Annotated in this window: 13 protein-coding genes and 1 pseudogene; 4 read left to right on the forward strand and 10 right to left on the reverse strand. The window is 64.5% G+C overall.

The genetic code is table 11. The features are described from left to right. Window positions 1-102: pseudogene (locus Q0082_RS16015) on the forward strand (IS630 family transposase); the annotation flags it as partial. 12 nt (window positions 103-114) lie between these two features. Here Q0082_RS16015 and Q0082_RS16020 read toward each other — a convergent pair. The 3 genes from Q0082_RS16020 to Q0082_RS16030 form a co-directional block, all read right to left on the reverse strand. Then, window positions 115-2,643 carry a calcium-binding protein gene (locus Q0082_RS16020; RefSeq protein WP_298194529.1) on the reverse strand — a complete coding sequence of 843 codons (2,529 nt, stop codon included), beginning with the start codon at window positions 2,641-2,643 and terminating at the stop codon, window positions 115-117. Between the two features lie 88 nt (window positions 2,644-2,731). Beyond that, the gene (locus Q0082_RS16025; RefSeq protein ID WP_298194531.1) at window positions 2,732-3,892 is read right to left on the reverse strand and encodes a glycosyl transferase-like UDP-glucuronosyltransferase; all 1,161 of its coding nucleotides are present in this window, start codon (window positions 3,890-3,892) and stop codon (window positions 2,732-2,734) included. A 76-nt stretch (window positions 3,893-3,968) separates the two neighbouring features. Beyond that, window positions 3,969-8,147, reverse strand: a complete 4,179-nt coding sequence (locus Q0082_RS16030; RefSeq protein ID WP_298194533.1) for a LamG-like jellyroll fold domain-containing protein — start codon at window positions 8,145-8,147, stop codon at window positions 3,969-3,971. A 207-nt stretch (window positions 8,148-8,354) separates the two neighbouring features. On the opposite strand from Q0082_RS16030, the gene Q0082_RS16035 reads away from it, so the two are divergent. Continuing rightward, a complete protein-coding gene (locus Q0082_RS16035) occupies window positions 8,355-10,514 on the forward strand; it encodes a penicillin acylase family protein (RefSeq protein WP_298194535.1) in 2,160 nt (719 codons plus the stop codon). Between the two features lie 44 nt (window positions 10,515-10,558). After that, on the forward strand, window positions 10,559-11,995 hold the full coding sequence (locus Q0082_RS16040) for an AMP nucleosidase (RefSeq protein ID WP_298194537.1): 1,437 nt from the start codon (window positions 10,559-10,561) through the stop codon (window positions 11,993-11,995). A gap of 15 nt (window positions 11,996-12,010) precedes the next feature. Here the strand turns inward: Q0082_RS16040 and Q0082_RS16045 are convergent, their stop codons facing one another. The 6 genes from Q0082_RS16045 to Q0082_RS16070 form a co-directional block, all read right to left on the reverse strand. Then, the gene (locus Q0082_RS16045) at window positions 12,011-12,748 is read right to left on the reverse strand and encodes a capsular polysaccharide synthesis protein (protein WP_298194539.1); all 738 of its coding nucleotides are present in this window, start codon (window positions 12,746-12,748) and stop codon (window positions 12,011-12,013) included. 80 nt (window positions 12,749-12,828) lie between these two features. Next, window positions 12,829-14,013, reverse strand: coding sequence for an alginate export family protein (locus Q0082_RS16050; protein WP_366522573.1), 1,185 nt, complete (start codon window positions 14,011-14,013; stop codon window positions 12,829-12,831). A gap of 169 nt (window positions 14,014-14,182) precedes the next feature. Then, window positions 14,183-15,649, reverse strand: coding sequence for a hypothetical protein (locus tag Q0082_RS16055; protein WP_298194551.1), 1,467 nt, complete (start codon window positions 15,647-15,649; stop codon window positions 14,183-14,185). 87 nt (window positions 15,650-15,736) lie between these two features. Continuing rightward, a complete protein-coding gene (locus Q0082_RS16060) occupies window positions 15,737-17,551 on the reverse strand; it encodes a M2 family metallopeptidase (RefSeq protein ID WP_298194552.1) in 1,815 nt (604 codons plus the stop codon). Window positions 17,552-17,634: 83 nt separating this feature from the next. Further along, on the reverse strand, window positions 17,635-18,339 hold the full coding sequence (locus tag Q0082_RS16065) for an alpha/beta fold hydrolase (protein ID WP_298194559.1): 705 nt from the start codon (window positions 18,337-18,339) through the stop codon (window positions 17,635-17,637). A 47-nt stretch (window positions 18,340-18,386) separates the two neighbouring features. After that, window positions 18,387-19,169 carry a sulfite exporter TauE/SafE family protein gene (locus tag Q0082_RS16070; RefSeq protein WP_298194554.1) on the reverse strand — a complete coding sequence of 261 codons (783 nt, stop codon included), beginning with the start codon at window positions 19,167-19,169 and terminating at the stop codon, window positions 18,387-18,389. A 218-nt stretch (window positions 19,170-19,387) separates the two neighbouring features. Here Q0082_RS16070 and Q0082_RS16075 point away from each other — a divergent pair, with 218 nt between their 5' ends. Further along, entirely contained in the window at window positions 19,388-20,104 is a 717-nt protein-coding gene (locus tag Q0082_RS16075) for a hypothetical protein (protein WP_298194556.1), read from the forward strand. 45 nt (window positions 20,105-20,149) lie between these two features. Here the strand turns inward: Q0082_RS16075 and Q0082_RS16080 are convergent. Further along, on the reverse strand, window positions 20,150-20,614 hold a 465-nt coding region (locus Q0082_RS16080; RefSeq protein WP_298194557.1), incomplete at its 5' end, for an aspartate-semialdehyde dehydrogenase.

The following is a 20,614-nucleotide window of genomic DNA, read 5'->3' on the forward strand; positions in this document are numbered from 1 at the left end:
ACCGTAAATGGCCTGTGGGACCTTATCGGAAGGCTCGTCGACATCTTCCAGCCAGATGAATGCGCCAACTACTTCAGTTCATGCGGATATGATCCAGATTGATCGAAAACCGCTCTAGAGCGTCCCGGTGGCGGTGTTGTAGATGATGCAGTCGTCCGCATCCTGCGCCTTGGTCGCGGTGGCCGAGGCCAGGAATTCACCCGCGTCGAGCTTCGCCCCGATTGCGGAGAAGACCGACTTTGCCAGCACGATATCGTCGATCCGGTGGGTGAAGTCGCTGATCGTATCGAGATTGGCGGCAGCAGGCGCAGTGTCGAAGAAGAACCTGTCCGCGCCCAGCCCGCCGGTTAGCCGGTCCTTCCCGGCGCCTCCGGTCAACCTGTCGTTGCCATCCCCGCCGAGCAGGATGTCTGCACCCAGACCGCCAAGCAGGATATCGTTACCGCCATTGCCGTTCAGCGTATCGTTCCCGGCGCCTCCATCGAGCGTATCGTTCGCGGCACTGCTCAGCGTTTCGGTGGTGAAGACCAGATCGGTGATCCAGATCGCCTGATCGGTCGCGCCGCCGTTCTCGTAGAGTATCGAGATGCGATCGACCGGACCAGCCACGGTGACGAGGACCGAGCCGCCCGGATCGGACTGGAGATCGCCCCCTTCCCCGGCGGTAATCTTGTTGCCTGCGACGGTCTCGTTGCCCGCCGCTGTCAGCGTGACCGGCACCTCGCTGCCGTCTTTCGCAAAGGCCCGCACGGTCAACACGTCGATGTGCCCGCCGGTGTCGATGTCGTTGATGCGAAAGGCCAGATCGCGCGCGGTGGCGCCCGTGCCACCATCGAGCCGGATATCGAGCGTGGCCGCCGGTGACTGGTCAAGCCCTTCCACTTTGAGCGAGGAGCGCGTCGCAACGATACCATCGCCAGCTGCAACGAACTGCAGATCGGGGGAAACGCTTGCCTTGACGAAGCCGGGGCCGCGCGTCACCGCAACGGTGACATCGGCTTCCCCCGCAGTGGCAGCAAAGCTGGTGCCGATCTCGTTGCCAAGGGTTGCTGCCTCCCGCCAGGAAAGCCTGCTCGCCGCGGAGGTCGAGGCGCCGTCACCGGTCAGCGTGTCGTTGCCGTCACCGCCTTCCAGCCGGTCGTTGCCAGCCCCGCCGGTCAGCTTGTCATTGCCGCCCTGCCCTTGCAGCCGATCATTGCCGAAGCCGCCGTTGACAGTGTCCGCTCCATCGCCCGCCTGCACGAGATCCGCACCGCCGCGCCCTTCGATCCGGTCGATTCCTGCACTGCCGCCCAGTCGGTCCCCGGCCACCGTGCCGCGCAGCGTGCCAAGCACGACATTGATATCGAGCACCGTCGGCGTCGGCGCGGCCTGACCGCTGGCTGTATCGGTCACCAGCAGCTTCACATCGAGGTCGCGGTGCCCCTCGAAATCAAGCACGGCACCCTTGCGCAGGAACAACTGGTTGCCGATCACCTCGAACAGCCCGGCATCCGCGCCAGACAGCGTATAGCGCAGGATGGGCGCCGCCGCATCGGGATCGCCGACAATGATATTGCCCAGCAGGACTCGCCCATCCCGGGCCGAATGCTCGGCCACGGTGATCGCCCCGCTGGCACCGGGCGCTGACGCGAGCACCGGTTGTTCGTTGCCGTCCTGGGTGACAACGCGCAGCACGTCGCTTACCAACCCGCCGCCGCTGCCGTCGGAGTAGGAGACGCGCACGACATATTCTTCGTAGAGTTCGAAATCGAGCTCTCCGGCGACGACCAGCTTGCCTGCGCCATCGACAGTCAGGGGCAGTCTGTCCCCGCTCAGAGAATCGAGCTGCCCGTTCTCACGCCGACCCTGAACCTCGACGCTGCTGATCATGGGCAACTGGTCGGCCGGCAAGCCGCGCATCGAGATCTGGCCGAGCGACGTCCCCACCGCCGCCAGCTCGTTGACATAGGCGTCGATCTCGAGGTGACGGCCATTGAGTTCGAGCCCGCTCGAACCGTTCGACTGCAGCTGGCTCAGGCTCCAGTCGCCATCGGCGAAGCGGAAGCTGGCAGGAAGGACCGCGCGGGTAATGACCAGATCGGTGCCATCCGGCCCGCCATCGCGCAGATCGTGAACCGTGACCTCGAAATTGGCCGGACCACCGCCATAACCGTCGCTGCCGGTTCCCACCACCGTGATATCGTAATCGGAGCGCGCCCCGGAAAACACGACCGTGCCATCGCCGCGCACCATATCGTCCCCGGCGCCGGGCACTGCGAAGCCATCGCCCGGCAGGGTGAGATCATCGACTCCCCCCGTGCCGCGCACCACGTTCACGCCATCATCGCTGAGCCCGATGACGAAGGTTCGGGTGAAGGTTTCCCCTCCGGGCGCCGTAGCCTTGACTGCAACAGTGAAGCTCTGCCCCTGATCGAAGTCGAGCCGCGCACCCTCGGTCAGGCGCAGCTGGCTCTTCTCGATGAACACCGCGCCGCCGGCATCATCGACCAGCTCGAACGAGAACGACTTCGCACCCGACGCAGCTGTGGCTTGCAAACGGCCCAGGGCAAATCCGCTTTCGATGGCTTCGGACACGGTGACATTGATGGTTTCCCCGTCACCCGCGCTGCCGTTCAGGAGAATTGCATCAATTGCCATCATCTGCCCCGCATGATTACTTCGAGATACTCTCAGAACTACGCAAGTGTTTCGCAGTTTCTGTCCGTCGCGCAACCGTGAACTGGTCCGATCAGGTCAGCAGTTGCCCGATCGCGCGCAGCGCGGCATCTTCATAGGCGCCCGCAGTCACCACGGAATGGCTGCGCGCCGCAAGCGCGCGCGCCGCAGCGGACCGATCCTGCGCGGCATCGACAACATCGCTCGCGTCCCGAAGCTCTCGCCCAAGTCCTGCCCGCGCCAACGCCGCTATCGTGAGTTCCTGCTCGATGCTGCCGGGTGCGACCACCAGCGGCAGCCCTGCCGCCAGCGCCGCGGAGACCATGCCTTGCCCACCCGCACAGACCAGCACGCGCGCTTGGCGGGTAATGGCGTCCATCGGCAGCGGCTGTGCCAGAAGGCCGACGCCTCCCCCGGCCAGTGCCGCTGCATCGGCATCGGCCATGCCGGGCGCGTGAAGCCCGACCTTGAGCCCCGCGCGCGCGGCAGCGAGCAGCGCCTCGGCCGCCACGCTGCCGGTAGAAAGGCCCGGCAGATAGGCAAAGACCGCATCGCCTTCCCCGGCCAGCCCCGGATCACGGGAAAGGAACGGCGGCAGCAGTGGCTCGCTGCGACGACCCTGATAGGGATCGAGCAGATCGAACACCCCCGGCAGCGCGGCTTCGGCACCCATCAGCGCCGGCAAGCGTTCCAGCGCCGGCCAGCGCAGGTGCTCCAGCGCCCGCTCGGCGACCGCAAGAAGCTGCGCCTCGTCGAAGCGCGGCGCGGTGCCAGGGACAAAGGCGGGGAAGGAGGGGCCGTCCGCCGGCGGGACGGTGAAGCCCGTGCCCACCGCCACACGCGGGATCCGGCCGCGTGCGGCCAGAAGCAGCAAAGGCGCGAAATCGCCTACGACAAGTGCAGGCCCGGCATCGGCGAGCAGCCCATCCCACGCGCGCAGCAGATACTCCGCCACACCCGAATCGGTGAGGCCCAGATTACCCAGCACATCGCCAAAGCTTGCGGGCGAGCCGGCGGGCTGCGCGCCGCCGTGGCGCCACAGCCCCGGCCAGACCGGCGCCTGCCGGATTGCCACGCGGCCCTCGAGATCGCGCGCCACCCGCAGCGCATCGGGGCGCTGAACGGCCAGGGTCAGGGTATGACCTTGCGCCAGCAAGCGGCGCGCAAGGCCCGCCAGACGCCGGACATGGCCGCTGTTTCCGCCCAGTTCCCATCCAAGAAGTATGTGCGCCATTCAGCGCCAGACTAGCAGGCGTCCGGCTCCACACAAGCCGCGAGGGCCAGCCGAACGCCTCGTCTGGCGTGCCCCCTCACATCACGAAATCGGCGGCGACCAGCGCGGTGGCGCTTGTCACCAGGATCGAAAAATCCGCCAAATTGTCGCCGTTCAGGTCGCCCTGAACCAACCAATCGCCACCCTTCGCGGTGATCGTGAGCGCGCCGTGGTAACCGTCGAACGCAGTGACAAGCTTGAACGCGCCCTCGCCCGCATCGCTGCTGTTGGCATCGATCTTCGAAAGGTCGATCCGGTCACCCTCGGCATGCGAAAAATCGAGGATCTGGTCCCGGCCTTTCACATCGACGGTCGATTCCGCGATGCTGGCAAAGACGAACCGGTCTGCCCCGGCACCACCGGTCAACATGTCGCTGCCCGCTCCGCCAACGAGGCTATCCGCCCCGCCATTACCGCGCAGGATATCATTGCCTGCTGCGCCGTTCAGCGTGTTGGCAGCATCATTGCCGCCAATGTAGTTGGCCCCCGTATTGCCAGTTCCGTTGATCGCGCCGCTTCCCGTGAGCACCAGCTGGTCGACATTCTCGCCCAGCGTGAAGCTGACGCTGGCCATGACGGTGTCCTTGCCGGCATTGGCCGATTCGATCGCCCTGTCGCCCACGTTGTCGACAAAGTAGGTGTCATCGCCGCCCTGCCCGAACATGGTGTCCGCGCCGCCCTTGCCGTCGATCACGTTGTTGGAGCCATTGCCCTTGATCGTGTTGGCAAGACCATTGCCGGTGCCGCGCGTGGCCGCGCCGATCAGCTCGAGACACTCGATATTGTCACCCAGCGTGATGTTGAACTGCGCACGGATGGTATCGTAACCCTGCCCCGCCAGCTCGATCACCTTGTCGCCCACATTGTCGACCACGAATGTGTCGTTGCCGACTCCGCCTGTCATCACATCGGCGCCGATGCCCCCGTCGAGCAGATCGTTGCCGGTGCCGCCATTGAGCGTATCCGCGCCGCTCGCACCATAAAGAGTGTCGTTGCCATCACCACCAAGGATGATATCCGCGGCTGACCCGCCGCGGATCGTGTTGTCGAGGACGTTGCCGGTCGCCTTCATCGCTACGACCGTGTCGATCATCAGATCCTCGACGAACGAGCCCAGAACATACGAAGTGAACGCCGTGCCGCCGAGATGGATGGTATCGTGTCCACCCCTCGCATCAGAGGATTCCTTGACGACATCTCCGGTAGTGTCGAGGAAGTAGGTGTCATCGCCAAGGCCACCTGCCATCGTGTCGGTACCCGCGCCGCCGATCAGCGTATCGTTTCCGTCATTGCCGATGAGCATATCGTTGCCCGAACCACCTTCGAGCATGTTCGACTGGGCGTTGCCCTTGATCGTGTTGTCCTTGGCATTGCCGGCACCGTTCACGGCATTGCCGCCCAGTGTGAGCGAAATGGCTTCGGCAGCCAGCTTGACGTTCAGACCCGAATTGACCGTGACATTTGGCTGCGCTGCACTGCCCACCAGCGGCGCCGTGCCCGGCCCGGGCGCGGGTAGCGGCGTCGTGCCGAGCAATTCGTTGAGCCAGTAGGTCACCGTTTCGACCCGGGCGTTGGCATTGCCGTCTTCGTTGACGAAACGGTCCCACTTGGTGTCGAAGCCGATGTGGTAGATGCCGTCCATCACGGTATCGATCGCGCTTTCGCCCAGCAGGTAGCTAGCGCCGTGATCCCCCTGGACCAGGTGGAAGCCAGTCTCAATCATGTTCTCGTCGTTGCCATGCGCGGCTGTGAAGGCCGACTTGGCATTCGCACGGATCCACTCCGACAGGTCGTAGGTCTCCGCCACGGTCACGTGCCCGTCATCCATAGCGCGGGTGGCGTTGATGGCATCGATGATGATGTGATTGAGCTTGTCGGCCGCCGCAGCCCCCTCGCGGATCTGCGTTGCGGAGATATTGTTCCTGAGACCAACATCCTCGCCGATCATCTGGATCAGCTTGTCGAGCCCCGTACCCGTCGTTCCCACTGGCCCGTCATAGGCATAGGGCAGCCCGTTCGCCGGCATCGCCCCATTGGCCGCAAGCGCCGCCTTGTAGTCGTCGATCGAGGCGTAGAGCCGGTCCGCACTGACCGGATCGCCATCAAGTTCGAGCCGCAGGCCTTCGGCCCCGGTGTTGTCGAAGTAATAGAGATCGACAGCATAGAGGCCGGACTTCTCGATGGTGATCGTCTTGCTCGTGCCGGTGAAACCGCGATTGCCGGCAAAGCTCGAAAGCTCGTCGCCGCCGAGCTTGAGCAGGAAGCCGTCGTCCGAACGCACGTTGAGGAGATGCTGGCCCTTCTCCAGCCAGATGTAGCCCTGAAGTCTGAGCCCGATGGTGTTCATCGCGGTATCCGCACCGCCATCGGTCATGCTGGCCTTGCCATCGAGGAACTGGCCGAGCGTGGAAACCTCCTTGAACCCGCCGAAATTCACCGTCGTCGCGGTGAGATGGTAATTCGCCGTCTTGGTCGCGGTCTGGGCAATCAGGTCGTCGATCGAATCAAAGCTGGTGCCGCGGTCGAACACCTCGCCCTTCAGGCCGGTGCCGGCGCGCACGGCGGGCTGGTCGCCCTCGAACGCCGCACTACCGTTCCATTCAACCGGCAGGACGCCGGAATGGTTGATCGCACGCAGTTCGAACGGATCGAGGATGCGGTCGTAGACGGCAAGGTTGCCCACCTTGCCATCGAGGTGGCTGTCGAGCTGGTTGGGATGGCTGCTGTCGCGGCCCCAGGTGCCCGCCCCCAGCACGAGATTGCGCAAGTTCGGGCCAAGGCCGCTTGTCGCATCGACATCCGCCGCGACACGCTTGCCGTTGAGGAAAATCCCCAGACCATCCTGGCCGAACGTGATCGCCAGCGAATACTGACGGCCGCTCTCGATCGTCACGTCCTCGGCCTTGAGCCACCAGTCGCGGCTGCCATCCTGCAGCAGGACATAGAGCTGACCATCGCGGATGAAGGCGGTGATATCGCCATCCGCGTTCGAGGCGCCGTCCTTCGAGAACACCACGTGCGTGTCGCCGTCATCGGCATGGTTGGCGACGAAATCGAGCGCGATCGTGCCTTCCGCGACGCTGGTGGCGGTGAGCTTGCCCAGATCCACCGCGCCCTTGGCGCCGTCATCGGTGACAAGGCCCGCCTTGCTGAACACGAGATTGGGTTTGAGAGAGGCCGCATCGACCGGCGCATGGTTCGAATGGAGCGCGCCTGAGGCAAGGTCCCTGGCCAGCAGCAGGCTGATCCAGTCGGATGTGTCGCTGATGCGCTGGTTGGCGTTGCCGTCCTCGTTCTCGAACCGGTCGCCGCTGATCTTGAAACCGATGTGATAGATGCCGTCGGCGACGGTATCGACCGAAAGGTCGCCGTAGATGTAGTCGCGCCCGCCGTCGCCCTGCGCATAGTGCAGGCCGCTCTCGAACGCCCCCTCATCGTCGCCGTGGAGCTTTGTCCACTCGTCGAGCTTGTTGACGATGATCCACCGGTTGAGGTCGACCATGTCCATCGAATCGAGCTTGTTGTCGTCGGCGACGCCGGTTTCCTTGATCGCCTGCAGCATGATCTTGGCCATGCCGTCGGCGGCCTTGGCGGCATCGTTGATCTGCTTCTGCGAGATGCGGTGATTGAGGCCGATATCATCGAGCAGCCGCTCGGTGATGAGATCGAGGCCCGTGCCGGTGGTGCCGTGTGCTTGCGGATCGCCCTTGCTGTTCTTGAGCGTGCCGGCCGCCAGTTCGGGCGCGAGCAGGGTGTTGAGCCAGTGCGCCACATCGTCGACGCCGGGACCCCAGTAGTTGCTGGGGGAGGTCAGGTGGCCGTCCTTGATCTCGAAGGCGATATCGTAGATGCCCTCCAGCACACGGTCGATACCAGCCTCGCCGAACAGGCGCGTGACCGCGCCTTCGCCCGAGACGCGCTGGAAGCCGGTCTCGACGCCGTCCTTGTCGGTGCCGTAAAGCAGGGTGAACTTGCCAAGCGCATTGCTGCGCAGGAAGGAATTGAGCGAGTAGATGTCGGAGACGGTGATCTCGCCATCGTTGGCAAGGCCAAGGGTCTTGATCGCGTTCACGATCAGGCCGTTCATGGCATCTGCAGCAGCCGCACCCTCGCGGATAGCCATGCCGGAGGCACCCATGTTCAGGCCGTAATCATTGGCAATGAGATCGATGGCACGGTCGAGGCCCGTGCCGGTAGTTCCGATGATCCCCATCATGTCTCTCCTTGGCTTCACGCCATATGTGCAGAGCATGCCCAAGGACGTTTTAAGTACAATGGCTGCGGAAGACCCCTAAGGCGTTAACTCTTATCCTAAAGATTTGCGTGTTCTGCAGATGACCGGAATTTTGAGCGCTTGAAGAATTCGCGTTACGTGCCAAGCACTTGGCGTTAGATCGAGAGAACAATTGATCGGGAGCAGGTAATGAAGCGTGCACATGCTGTCGTAGTTGCGGCACTCCTCGTCGGGGCCATCCCCGTTAACTCCGCCGGGAAAAGTTCCGAAATAATCGGTGAAGCGAAAATCGAACGGGACGAATGGGGTATCGCGCACATCTCGGGCAAGACCGATGCCGATGCGATCTACGGCATGATCTATGCGCAGGCGGAAGATGACTTCCCTCGAATCGAGCGCAACTACCTTGTCAGCCTCGGCCGCCTTGCCGAAGCCGAAGGGGAAAGCGCAGTGTGGCAGGACCTGCGCCAGCGGCTGTGGATCGACCCGGTCGCGCTGAAGGCAGACTACGCGAAAAGTCCGAGCTGGCTCCGCAAGCTCATGGACGCCTGGGCCGCCGGTCTGAACGCCTACCTCGCCGACCATCCGGAGGTAAAACCGAAAGTCCTCACACAATTTGAACCCTGGATGGCGCTAAGCTTCACCGAAGGCAGCATCGGCGGCGATATCGAGCGGGTGCCGCTCTCGCAGCTCGAGGCGTTCTACGGCCGCCGCCAGGTCGCGATGACCGATGAGGAACTCGGGCGCCGCCTCAAGGAACCGGCGGGCTCCAACGGCATCGCCATCGCGCCTTCGCGCACCGCCGATGGCCATGCGCTGCTGCTCATCAATCCCCACACCAGCTTCTATTTCCGCGCCGAACAGCAGGTCACGAGCGACGAGGGCCTCAATGCCTACGGCGCGGCAACCTGGGGGCAGTTCTTCATCTATCAGGGCTTCAACCAGAACGCCGGCTGGATGCACACCACCACCGGAGCTGACCGGGTCGACGAATTCGCCGAAACCGTGGTGCAGCAGCCCGGCCAGCCGCCCGCCTACAAGGTGGGCGACGTGGTGATGCCTTTCCAGAGCCAGACCGTCACGCTTGCGGTGCGCCAGCGCGATGGCAGCATGAGCCAGCGCAGCTTCACCACCTGGGCGAGCGAGCATGGCCCTGTGGTGCGCGAGGAGGGCGGCAAGTGGATCACCTATGCCCTTATGAACCGCCCCGTCCCTGCGCTCGAGCAGAGCTTCCTGCGCACCAAGACCAGCGATCTGGCGAGCTTCCTCCGGGTCGCCGCCCTTCAGGCGAATTCCAGCAACAACACCTTGTTCGCTGATGCCAAGGGCGAGATCGCCTATCTCCATCCGCAGTTCATTCCGATCCGCGACAACAGCCTCGATTGGCGCAAACCCGTCGATGGCAGCAACCCGGCTGCGCGGTGGCAGGGCATCCACCGGATCTCGAGCCTGCCGAACGTGCTCAATCCCGCCAACGGCTGGGTGTTCAACGTCAACAACGCGCCATGGACGGCAGCCGGCGCGGACAGCCCGAAGCAGGATGCGTACCCGCGCTACATGGACGAGGCGGGCCAGAACGCGCGCGAAGCCCATGCCCGCGCAGTGCTGACAGGCCGCAGCGACTTCACGCTCGAGAAGCTGATGGCGGCGGCGTATGATCCTGCCCTTCCCGCCTTCGACCGCCTGCTCCCACCGCTGTTCGCTGCACATGCCGCCGCGCCCGATGCCAGGCGCGACGGGCCCATCGCGTTGCTGAAGGGCTGGGATCACAAGTGGGCGTTGAACTCCGCCGCCACCAGCCTCGCCGTCGGGTTTGCCGAGGCCCTGTGGGCTCGCGTCTCGAAGCTGGATGATGGCGACGAGGAAAGCCTGTGGGAGCGGATGAACAACCGGATCACCGATGCCCAGCGCCTCGCCGCGCTTGATGATGCGGTGAACCGGCTCGTCAGCGATTTCGGCTCGTGGCAGGTGCAATGGGGCGCGCTCAACCGCTACCAGCGGAACGACGGCGCGATTGCGCAGGTCTTCAACGACGCAAAGCCCAGCACACCGATCCCGTTTGCCAGCGGCAACTGGGGCAGCCTCGCCTCGTTCGGGGCGCAGCGCTATCCGGGGACGAAGCGGATGTACGGCACCAGCGGCAACAGTTTCGTCGCGGTGGTCGAGTTTGGCCCGAAGGTCCGCGCCCGCGCGGTCAGCATCGGCGGGACCAGCGCCGATCCTGCCTCACCGCATTTCGGCGATCAGGTGGGCCGTTATGCCAATGGCGACTTGCGTGAGGTGTGGTTCTATCCGGAAGACCTGAAGGCGCATGTCGTCGCGACGAAAGTGCTCAGACGAATGCGCTGATCACCCGACTTCCAAAGGTCACGCCGCGCAGTTACACCTTGGGCATGGATCATATCGCCTCCGTGCTCGACGAGCTCACGCGCATCTACACCGCCTCGGTCGCCCGGCTGCGCGAGGACGTGATGACCTTTGCCGCCAAGGGCACCTTGCCGCCGGAGGAGCGCCGGCATGATGGCAGCTACTGCTATCCCGAGCTGCGCATCCACTTCGAGGGCGAGCCGAGCATCGAGCCGACCGGGCATTCGTTCGGCCGCCTTGCGCAGAAGGGCACTTACGCCTGCACGGTGACGCGCCCCGCCCTGTTCGCCGACTATCTCGCCGAGCAGCTCGCGATCATCCTCCAGGGCTTCGACGTGACGATCGAGGCCGCTGTCTCGCGCCAGGAAATCCCCTTTGCCTACGTGCTCGATGGCAGCCTCGGCGCGCAGATGGGCAGCGTCGGGCCGCAGGAGCTTGCGCGTCACTTCCCCAATGCCGAGCTTTCGCACATCGGCGACGAGATCGCGGACGGCGAATACAACGTTGGCGATGGTCCCCTGCCCCTCGCGCTGTTCGATGGCCTGCGCACCGATTTCAGCCTTGCCCGCCTTGTCCATTACACTGGCACCCCGGCCGAGGACTTCCAGCGCTATATCCTCTTCACCAACTACCACCGCTATGTCGACGAGTTCGTCGACTGGGCTGGCAAGCAGCTGGGCTCGGGCGAATATACCGCGCTTTCGGGCGCTGGCGGGCTCCACCTGACCGAAGCAACCGAGAATGCCCGCGCCCGCATGTCGGACACCGCGTGGCGCCGGCACCAGATGCCGGCCTACCACCTCGTCGCGCCCGACCGCAGCGGGATCACCCTGGTCAACATCGGCGTCGGCCCCTCCAACGCCAAGACGATCTGCGACCACCTCGCGGTGCTCCGACCAGAGGCATGGCTGATGATCGGCCACTGCGGCGGCCTGCGCCCCACCCAGAAGATCGGCGACTATGTGCTGGCGCACGCCTATCTGCGCGATGATCACGTGCTCGATCCGGTGCTGCCGCCCGAAATCCCGATCCCGGCCATCGCCGAAGTGCAGGTCGCGCTCGCCCGCGCTGCCGAGATCGTGAGCGGCGCAGGCGGATCAGACCTCAAGCGGCGGATGCGCACCGGGACGGTCGTCACCACAGATGATCGCAATTGGGAACTGCGCTATTCGCACTCCGCCCGCCGCCTCAGCCTCAGCCGCGCGGTGGGGATCGACATGGAATCGGCCACCATCGCGGCGCAGGGCTACCGCTTCCGCGTGCCCTACGGCACCCTGCTGTGCGTTTCGGACAAGCCGCTGCATGGCGAACTCAAACTGCCCGGACAGGCCAACCGCTTCTACGAGGAGGCGATCTCCAGCCACCTCGCCATCGGCACCACCGCATGCGCGCTCCTGCGCGCCGAAGGTGCCCGCCTCCACAGCCGGAAACTGCGCGCCTTCAACGAGCCGCCATTCCGCTGAGCGCCTGGAGCAGTTTCAGGCCGGAGCCTTCCCTGAAACGGTTTCAAGATACTTGAGGGTTGCCGCATAATCGCCGGACTTGGCCTTGTGGGTGAATTTCAGCACCCATGCCACCGGCTCCCCCTGCCACCGCGGAAACGAGGGCGAGGCGCTGATCCGCGGCGTCTCGGCCCACGCGCGGGCAAATGCGGGCGATGTGCGCAGCAGCCAGTCGAACGTATAGTGATGCCAGTGATAGACACGGGTCATCTGCTTCTGATTGCGCCAGAACCGGCATGAAGCGGCCAGCCACTCGGTCACGATCAGACTGCCCGGCCGCGCCACCAGAAACCAGTTCGCCAGCGGCCGGTCCGGGCCCGGCTCGCTGAACGCGAAGAAATCGCAGTGCGACATGACCATCGGCAACCAGTTATCGAGTGCTACCCGGCAGATCGAGGTGGCATCCGCCCAGACCCCGCCTTCATCGCGCAGCAGCTTGAGGCGGACGAGATTGGCATAGGCGTTGAGCGTCATGTCGGCTGGCACCGGAAACTCGTCAAACGGCCGGCCGCTCCACAGTTTCACCTCCCAGCCGGGGTTCATCTCGGTCCAGGAGGCCACGCTGCGCCTGACGATTTCGGGCACATCATCGAAGCCCTGCTGCCAGTACATGTGGATCACCCGCGGCAGCGGACCGCGGGGGGCCGGAACGCGCCGGTTCAGCAAGGTCCTGAAACGGCCGAAGCGCTTGTAGTGGACGAACTGCTTGAGCATGGCGCGCGCTTACCACCTGTTCCAGCCGTGTCACGATCAAAAGACCCGGGCAAAGGCAAACCCCTTGCGCGGTCTCGGTCTCACAAGTGCCAGTCGAGCGTGACGAAAACCTTGTCGGTATCCACCGCATAGGAACGGCTCATGTAGTGCGCGAGACGGGCTGCGAGCGAGGCGTTTCTGATGCGAAGCGATGCGATCAGATCCAGCTCGTCGCCATAGCGGCGCATCTGGCGGTCGCTCGTGAAGTGGTGCCATGTGGCGCCAAGGCCGACGTTGCTGACAAGGCTCTTGCGCTTCCAGTTTGCCGCGAGCGTTGCATAGGCATCGTGCAGGCCATCGGGCGGCGTGGTGATGAACTTGCTCGCCCAACCCTGAAAACGGAACAGCGAGGCAAGCGGGGTCTGCACGCTGGTGAGCGGCGCGCCGGTGCTTGCCCCAAGCACCTCGAAACCCGCCGTGCCCGTGATGACCTTGTGGCCAAGGCTGGCCTCGGCCAGCGCATAGGTGGCGGCATAGCGGTTGGGGTTGCGGGCAAAATCGCTCTGCCGCGCGAAACTCGCGATATAGCCGAGCTTCCAGCCCTGCCCCAGCGGCTGCGTGCCGGTGAAGCGCACACCGTAGGTCTGGCTGGAAAGCCGGTAGCCCGCAAGCGCGGCGGAATCCTGATCGACGAGATAGGCGAAACCGGAAAGCGTGCCCACCGGCGCGGCATAGCTGACGATTGCGAAAACATTGTCGCCAGCGATCGCTTGCGGACGGGTCGGCGTGCCCTTGTTGCCGTTCACCGTGCGGACCGACCAGGCATATGTCGCATCCAAGGTGAGCCACCTGAGGCCGGTCCACTGGACGCGCACCGCATCGAAGGTCTGCTCGTTCTGTCGCCACGGCGCAGGCCCCACGAAGCGCTGGTCGGCCAGATCGAGCCGCTGGCGCCCCACCGTGAGGGCAAGGGATTTGTCCGCATAGCGCAGCTGCGCGCGGTTGAGCTCGGCGTTGCCGGCATCGCCCACCACGGGCCGTGGCTGGCCGTTGAAGCCATCGTTGTAGCGGTCGACAATGACGCCGGTCGCCTCACCCTCGACAAGCAGCGACAGCGGCCCCCTCACCACTTCCGCACCGGCGCGGGCGCGCAAGGTCAGCGCATCGGCGGGCAAGGCGATATTGGCCTGATCGATGAATTCGGAATGCAGGCGCAGATCGAGCAACGGGGTCAAGGTGACAGGCTGTGCCGCGGCAGTGCCCGCCGACCACGGCAGGGCAAGCACTCCGATTGTTGCAAGCATCCCCTGCCGAACGGCCAATCTCACGCAAACTCCCCCACCCGGACGTTACGTCATTTTGAAACGCTGGCGGAAGACTGGCAACCCGGCGCATCCGGACCCGCCGCCGGGAATTACGTATGCGCGGGGTGCAGTCAGCTGGCGCCGCTGCGCGTCAAACCACCAGAATGTCCATGGCAGCGAGCGCCGGGGCACCCTTCAGCAAGGCAAATGCGACGGCAGCCTGGCCGCCGAGCCCATCGGCATCGTGGTAGAGAATACCGCTGGTGGTATCGTAGACAATCCGGTCACTGGCATCGTGCGCAGCCTTGGCGCCGGCGGCGGCATAGAACTCGTCCGCTGTAAGGTTGATCACGCCGCCGACGACGCCGGCGAAGCCTGATCTGGCGATCTCGATCACGTCGCCCTGTGCGGAACTGAAGTCCACGATGGTGTCGCGGCCCGCAGCTTTGCCGGACGTTTCAAACACGAAGGCATCTCCGGCAAGTCCGCCGGTCAGCTGGTCGGCACCGTCCCCGCCGTGGAGCCGGTCGTAGCCGTCGCCGCCGATCAGGCGATCCTTGCCGCCGAGGCCGTTGAGTTCGTCGGCACGCGACGAACCGATCAGGACATTCGCACCATCTGTGCCGGCGATGATGATCTTCGGCGCTGTATCGACCACGAAGTTGAACTTGGCCGCGCTGAACTGCTGCGCATCGCTGATCGCCAGCGTGCTGGTGGAGCGGCCTGATATCTTGAGCGCCGAGGGCAAGGCCGCCATTTGCTCAGCCGTGATCAACAGCGTGGCGAGCGAGCTCAACCGGATGCCCTCAATCGACACCAGCGTCCCGTTGAAAACGACCGGCTGGGTCCTCGTCGACCCGATCACCCAGAGATAATCGGTCCCTGCGCCGCCATCCAGCAAGTCCCCTGCCACCGGCTGTGCATTGACACTGATCGCCAGCATGTCATCGCCGCTCTTGCCATAGAGCTTGTCGGCACCGCCATTGCCGGACAGATAATCACCGCCCACCGATCCGATCAGCGTATCATCACCGGCATTGCCGATCAGGTCCTGCTCGATCCCCAGCCTGCCGATGACATTGGACGCCTGCAGGACATAGTCCAGGGCATCTCCGGCGCGGATCTCGACATAATCGGGGCTAAAGCCGGTTCCGAACGACTGGCCCTTCGCGAAATCGGTGAAGGTCAGTCTCGGGAAGGTGATCGCGGTGGCCGATCCCATCCCGCCGGTGACCTCCCAAGCGACTTCATTGCCGCCGGCGCTTCCGAAGATGGCGAGCGGCCTGCCCACGGCCGCGACACCTTGTGCCGTGCCGGGAAGCGTCAGCGAAAACTGCGCCCGATCATAGTGGATGAGGCTGTTGGTGAAGCCGAGTTCCTCGATCGAGCGCACATCGCTGAAGTGGAAGATCCAATCGCCGTCGCTGACATTTTCGGGTGCTTTCAGCACTAGCCGGTCAAGGCCCGCACCGCCATTGATGATGCCATAAGGTGTGACAACGCCGTCGTAATAATTGTCCCCCTCAAGGACATTGATTACGTCGGCGCCGCCACCTGCAGAAACCGTATCGCCAAACTCGATATTCAGAACATCGGCACCGCTTGTACCCTTCACCATCCGGACTGCCCCCTGAGTCGTCAGAACGGACAAAGGTTACTTGCAATCAGCCCGTAACGTTAGCGGTTTCTCGTGAGCTTCATCGCTTCACCAGCCGCAGTTCTGGCCCTTGTTCTGCGCCTCAAGCCACTTCTGCAGCGGGGCGAAGTAGCGGATCATCGCCTTTCCACTCATTTCGCGGCTGCCGGTAAAGGCTTCCAGGGCATCAGGCCAGGGCTTGCTCGCGCCCATCGAAAGCATGGCATTGAGCTTCGCGCCGACCGACTTGTTGCCATAGAAGCTGCAGCGGTGGAGCGGGCCCTGCCAGCCGGCTTCCTTGCAGGCCGCTTCATAGAACTGGAACTGCAGCACGCGAGCGAGGAAGTAGCGCGTATAGGGCACGACGGCGGGGATGTGGAACTTCGCACCCGGATCGAAGGCATCCGCGGGGCGCTCGGCTGGGGGCACAAGGCCCTGATACTTGAGCCGCATCTGGTTCCATGCCGCCTCATAGCCCTCCGGCTTGATCGAGCCGTCGAACACGCCCCAGCGCCAGCGGTCGATCAGGAGGCCGAAGGGCAGGAAGGCGACCTTGTCCATCGCCTGGCGCAAAAGCAGGCCGTTGTCCTTGTCGGCCGCAGGCACCTTGTCGCGGCTGAGCAGCCCTATCTGGACGAGGTATTCCGGCGTGATCGAAAGCGCCATGGTATCGCCGATGGCCTCATGGAAGCCGTCGTTGGCGCCTTCCATGTAGTAGCGCGAAGGCTGCCGGTTGTAGGCGCGCTGGTAGTAGTTGTGGCCAAGCTCGTGGTGGATCGTCACGAAGTCGTCGCCGTTGACCTTGGTGCACATCTTGATGCGCAGGTCGTCCTTGTTGTCGATATCCCACGCCGAGGCATGGCAAACGACCTCGCGGTCGCGCGGCTTGGTGATCTGCGAGCGGGCCCAGAAGGTTTCAGGCAGCGGCGCAAAGCCGAGCGACGAGTAGAAACCCTCCCCAGCCTTGACCATCTTCAGCGGATCGTAGCCCTTGGCGACCAGCAGCTCGCTGACATCGTAGCCGAGATCGCCCGCGCCCTTGGGTGCGACCACATCGTAGATGTTGCCCCATTCCTGCGCCCACATGTTGCCAAGGAGATCGGCGCGGATCGGGCCGGTCTTCTTCTGGACGCTATCGCCATACTTCTCGTTGAGCTTGGTGCGGGTGTAGCAATGAAGCTGGACGTAGAGCGGGCGCACTTCGTTCCAGATCTTCTCGGTCAGCGCGGCGAAGGCGGCCGGGTCCATGTCGTAGTTCGAGCGCCACAGTGCGCCGGTATCGGCAAAACCTAACCCCTGCGCACCCGCGTTCGAGAGCGCGACCATCTTGGTGTAGTCGTCCTTCATCGGCTTGCCGACGCTGTCGTGCCACGAAAGCCACATTTCCTTGAGCTCGTCGGGGTTGCGATTGGTGCCCATCGCCTCTTCGATATCGCTGCCGTTGATCGGCTGCCCCTTCAGCGTGCCGTGGCCCTTGCCGTAGAGTCCCTGGATGTGCGCCTGGCGGGTGCCGAAATCCTCTGCCGCGCCGGGAGTGGTCGGCACCGGGCTGGTGATCTGGGTGCGCATCATGACGAGCTTGCGCTGGTCTTCCGCCGAGAGCCCGGGGACCTTGGCCATGCGCGCGGCCTCGGCGGCAGTCTTCACCATGAAGGTGTTCTGCTCGGCGTTGGAGGCTGCAACGAGCGCTTCGGTATCGTCGGTGATGTTGGTTTCGTAGACCCACTGAACGCGGCCGGCGCGCACGGTCTCGTCGAAGTAGGCCTGATCGGCAGCCTTGATCCACGCCTCAGCGGTGGTGGCATCGGGCGCAGCCTGCTGGGCAAGCGCGGGCGCGGCCACGAGAGCAGCCGCGAGCGCGGCGAGCGAGATGAAGGTTTTCATAGGATCGGGTCTCTCCAGACAATGCGACTGCGCCGCATCTCCGGCGGCGCTTGCCGCGACCGTTAGCCACCTGCCGCGCGGCGTCAAGTGGTCAGAAATGAAACCAGTTCTGCGCCCATCGCGGGTTCGGTCACGCTCGACATGTGCGTTCCGGGGATCGTGGCGCGGCGGGCATCGGGGAGCGCCTCGACGAGACGATCCGCACTACCGTTGTCGTTGTCGTTGTCGCCGCAGAGCACGAGCGTGGGCATGGTGATCGCGGCAAGCTCCGCCGGGTCGGTATCCTCCATGGTGCCAAGGAGGAGGCGCGCGGCGACAGGGTCGGTGCCCATGGTCTTGAGGAACTGCTGCGCGACATAGGCGGGATCGCCAGGGCGAATGGTGCCGAAGCGATCGAGCATGTCGAGGAAGAACTGCTGGCGGCGCGCCCAGCCGGCCAGTCCTTCGAGCCCCATGCCCGACAGCACGAGCTTTCGCGGCCGCGCACCGGCAATCACGGCGCGCGCAGACGTGCGCGAACCGAGCGAGAAGCCGACGAGATCATAGTCGGTGAGCGCCAGATGATCGAGCAGCGCCTCCAGATCGCGCGCGAGCACATCGGGCGGATAGGCCGCGGGATCGTGCGGTGCAGCGCTGGCACCGTGCGCTCGCAGATCGGGCATCAGGCACTGGAAGCCCGCGGCGACCAGCTGTGCCGCAGTGCCGAACTTGATCCAGTTGACGTGCGCCGAGGAGAACAGGCCATGGAGGAAGATCACCGGGCGACCGCCCCCGCGCTCCGGCCCCATGCGGTGGAGAGCCAGAGGGGCACCATCGAAGCCGGGATAGGTCTCGCTCACTGGCTGAGCAGCCGGATACCGGAGACCATCAGGACAGCAGCAAGCGCAGGGCGCAGCACGTGATCGGGCGAACGGGTCGAAAGCATGCTCCCCACTACCGCACCGGGCAGCGAGCCGACAAGCAGGCTCGCAAGCAGGCCGAAATCGACATCGCCAATCACCCAGTGCCCAATGCCCGCAACCAGCGTGAGCGGCACGGCATGCGCGATATCGGTGCCGACGATCTTCGCAACGCGCAGCGCCGGATAGAGCATGAGGAGTACGGTTACGCCGATGGCACCTGCGCCGACCGAAGTCATCGTGACCGCTACGCCGAGCAGAGCACCGAGCAGCACGGTGGGAATGCGCGCCTGCCGGTCGTCAAGCCGCTCATGTTGCTTGGCCATGACCGCAAGCTGCTTCTGGAACAGCGTGGCGATGGACGTGACGATGAGCATGGCGCCAAGGCCGAGCAGCACGATGTGGCTGGAGGCTTTGCTCATCTTTCCGAAATCGGAAATCAGGATCAGCGTGATCACCGCCGCGGGCACGCTGCCCATCGCGAGCCGGCGCATGATGTGCCAGTCCACCGTTTCGCGCTTGCCGTGGACCGTTGAGCCGACAACCTTGGTGACGGAGGCGAACAGCAGATCGGTGCCGACAGCGGTGCCCGGCGCCACTCCGAACAGCAGCACGAGGATTGGCGTCATCAGCGAACCGCCACCCACGCCCGTCAATCCAACGAGAAAACCCACGAGCAGCCCGGCAATGCCGTGCAGCAGATCGAAATGGGCCAGCATGGCATTCCCCCGGCAGGTCCCGTGGTCGGGTCCCTTTCGTGCCGGGGGAGGATTAGGGCCGCGAGCGCCGCGCCGCAATGCAAGAAACTCTATCAGCAGAGTTGACGTTTCTTTCGTGCGCGGCCCCGCGGCAGGGGTCTGCGGAACATCGCGCGAGGTGGGTCATTATCCGACCGACGCAGTCTCACGCTCCGTGCGGCCGCGCGGAGTTCACGATCATGAATCGTCCCACCACCCCCCGCCGCAATGCCCTTGGCCGTCTGCTGATGGCCACGGCCCTGTGCCTTTCGTTTGCTGCCCCCGCCTATGCCGAGGGCAAGGCCGACCGCGCACGGGCCGCGATTGCCGAAGCGCAGACCAAGATCGCCACCGCCGAAAGCCTGGGCACGTCGACCGCGCAGCCCAGCCGGACCGCCGAAGCCAACGCAGCACTCGCCAGCGCCAAGGAAAACCTCGCTGCCGGGCACAAGCCCGAAGCGATTGCAGATGCGATCCACGCCTCCGCGCTCGCCGACATGGCGCTGGGGCAGATGCAGAAGAACGCGGCCCTGCACAACGAAGCAGTGCAGGCTCAGGCGCAGGATCAGGCCAATGGCATGGCCCGCGCGCAGATGAACGTCGATGCCGCGAACATGCAGACCGACATGGCCAACGACCGGGCGAACCGCGCCGAAAATGCCGCTGCAGTCTCCGCCAGTGATGCCGCCTCTTCGCGCAATGCGGCCATGGCGGCACAAGCCCAGCCGGTGCAGGTGCAGACGACCGTTTCAACCGATCAGGCGGAACCAGCAGTGGTCCGCCGCGCTCCGGCTGCGCGCACGCAGCGCCATGTCAAGCATCATCGCCGCGCCGTCCATCACCGCCGCGTGGCGCACCACCGCACCCCGCGCGGCCGGGTGACGACCACGACGACCGTTACCCATATGGGGATGTGATCGGCCCGCCCCTTCCCCGCAAGGAAGGGGCGGCACAACCGCGCGTCAGCCCTTCTTGAGGTGGCGGCGGCCGAGCAGTTCGGCGATCTGCACCGCGTTGAGCGCGGCGCCCTTGCGCAGGTTGTCCGAGACGCACCACAGCGATAGGCCGCTGTCGACCGTCGGGTCTTCGCGCACGCGCGACACGAAGGTGGCGAAATCGCCGACGCATTCGATCGGGGTGACGTATCCGCCGTTCTCGCGCTTGTCGACGAGCATGACGCCGGGCGCCTCGCGCAGGATATCCTGCGCTTCCTTGGCGGAAATCTCGTCCTCGAACTCGAGGTTGATCGCTTCGGAGTGGCCAACGAAGACGGGGACGCGCACGCAGGTGGCGCTCACCTTGATCTTGGGATCGAGGATCTTCTTGGTCTCGGCGACCATCTTCCACTCTTCCTTGGTCGAGCCGTCATCAAGGAAGCTGTCGATGTGCGGGATCACGTTGAAGGCGATCTGCTTGGTGAACTTGCG

Source organism: Novosphingobium sp., assembly GCF_027489515.1.
GTDB lineage: Bacteria > Pseudomonadota > Alphaproteobacteria > Sphingomonadales > Sphingomonadaceae > Novosphingobium.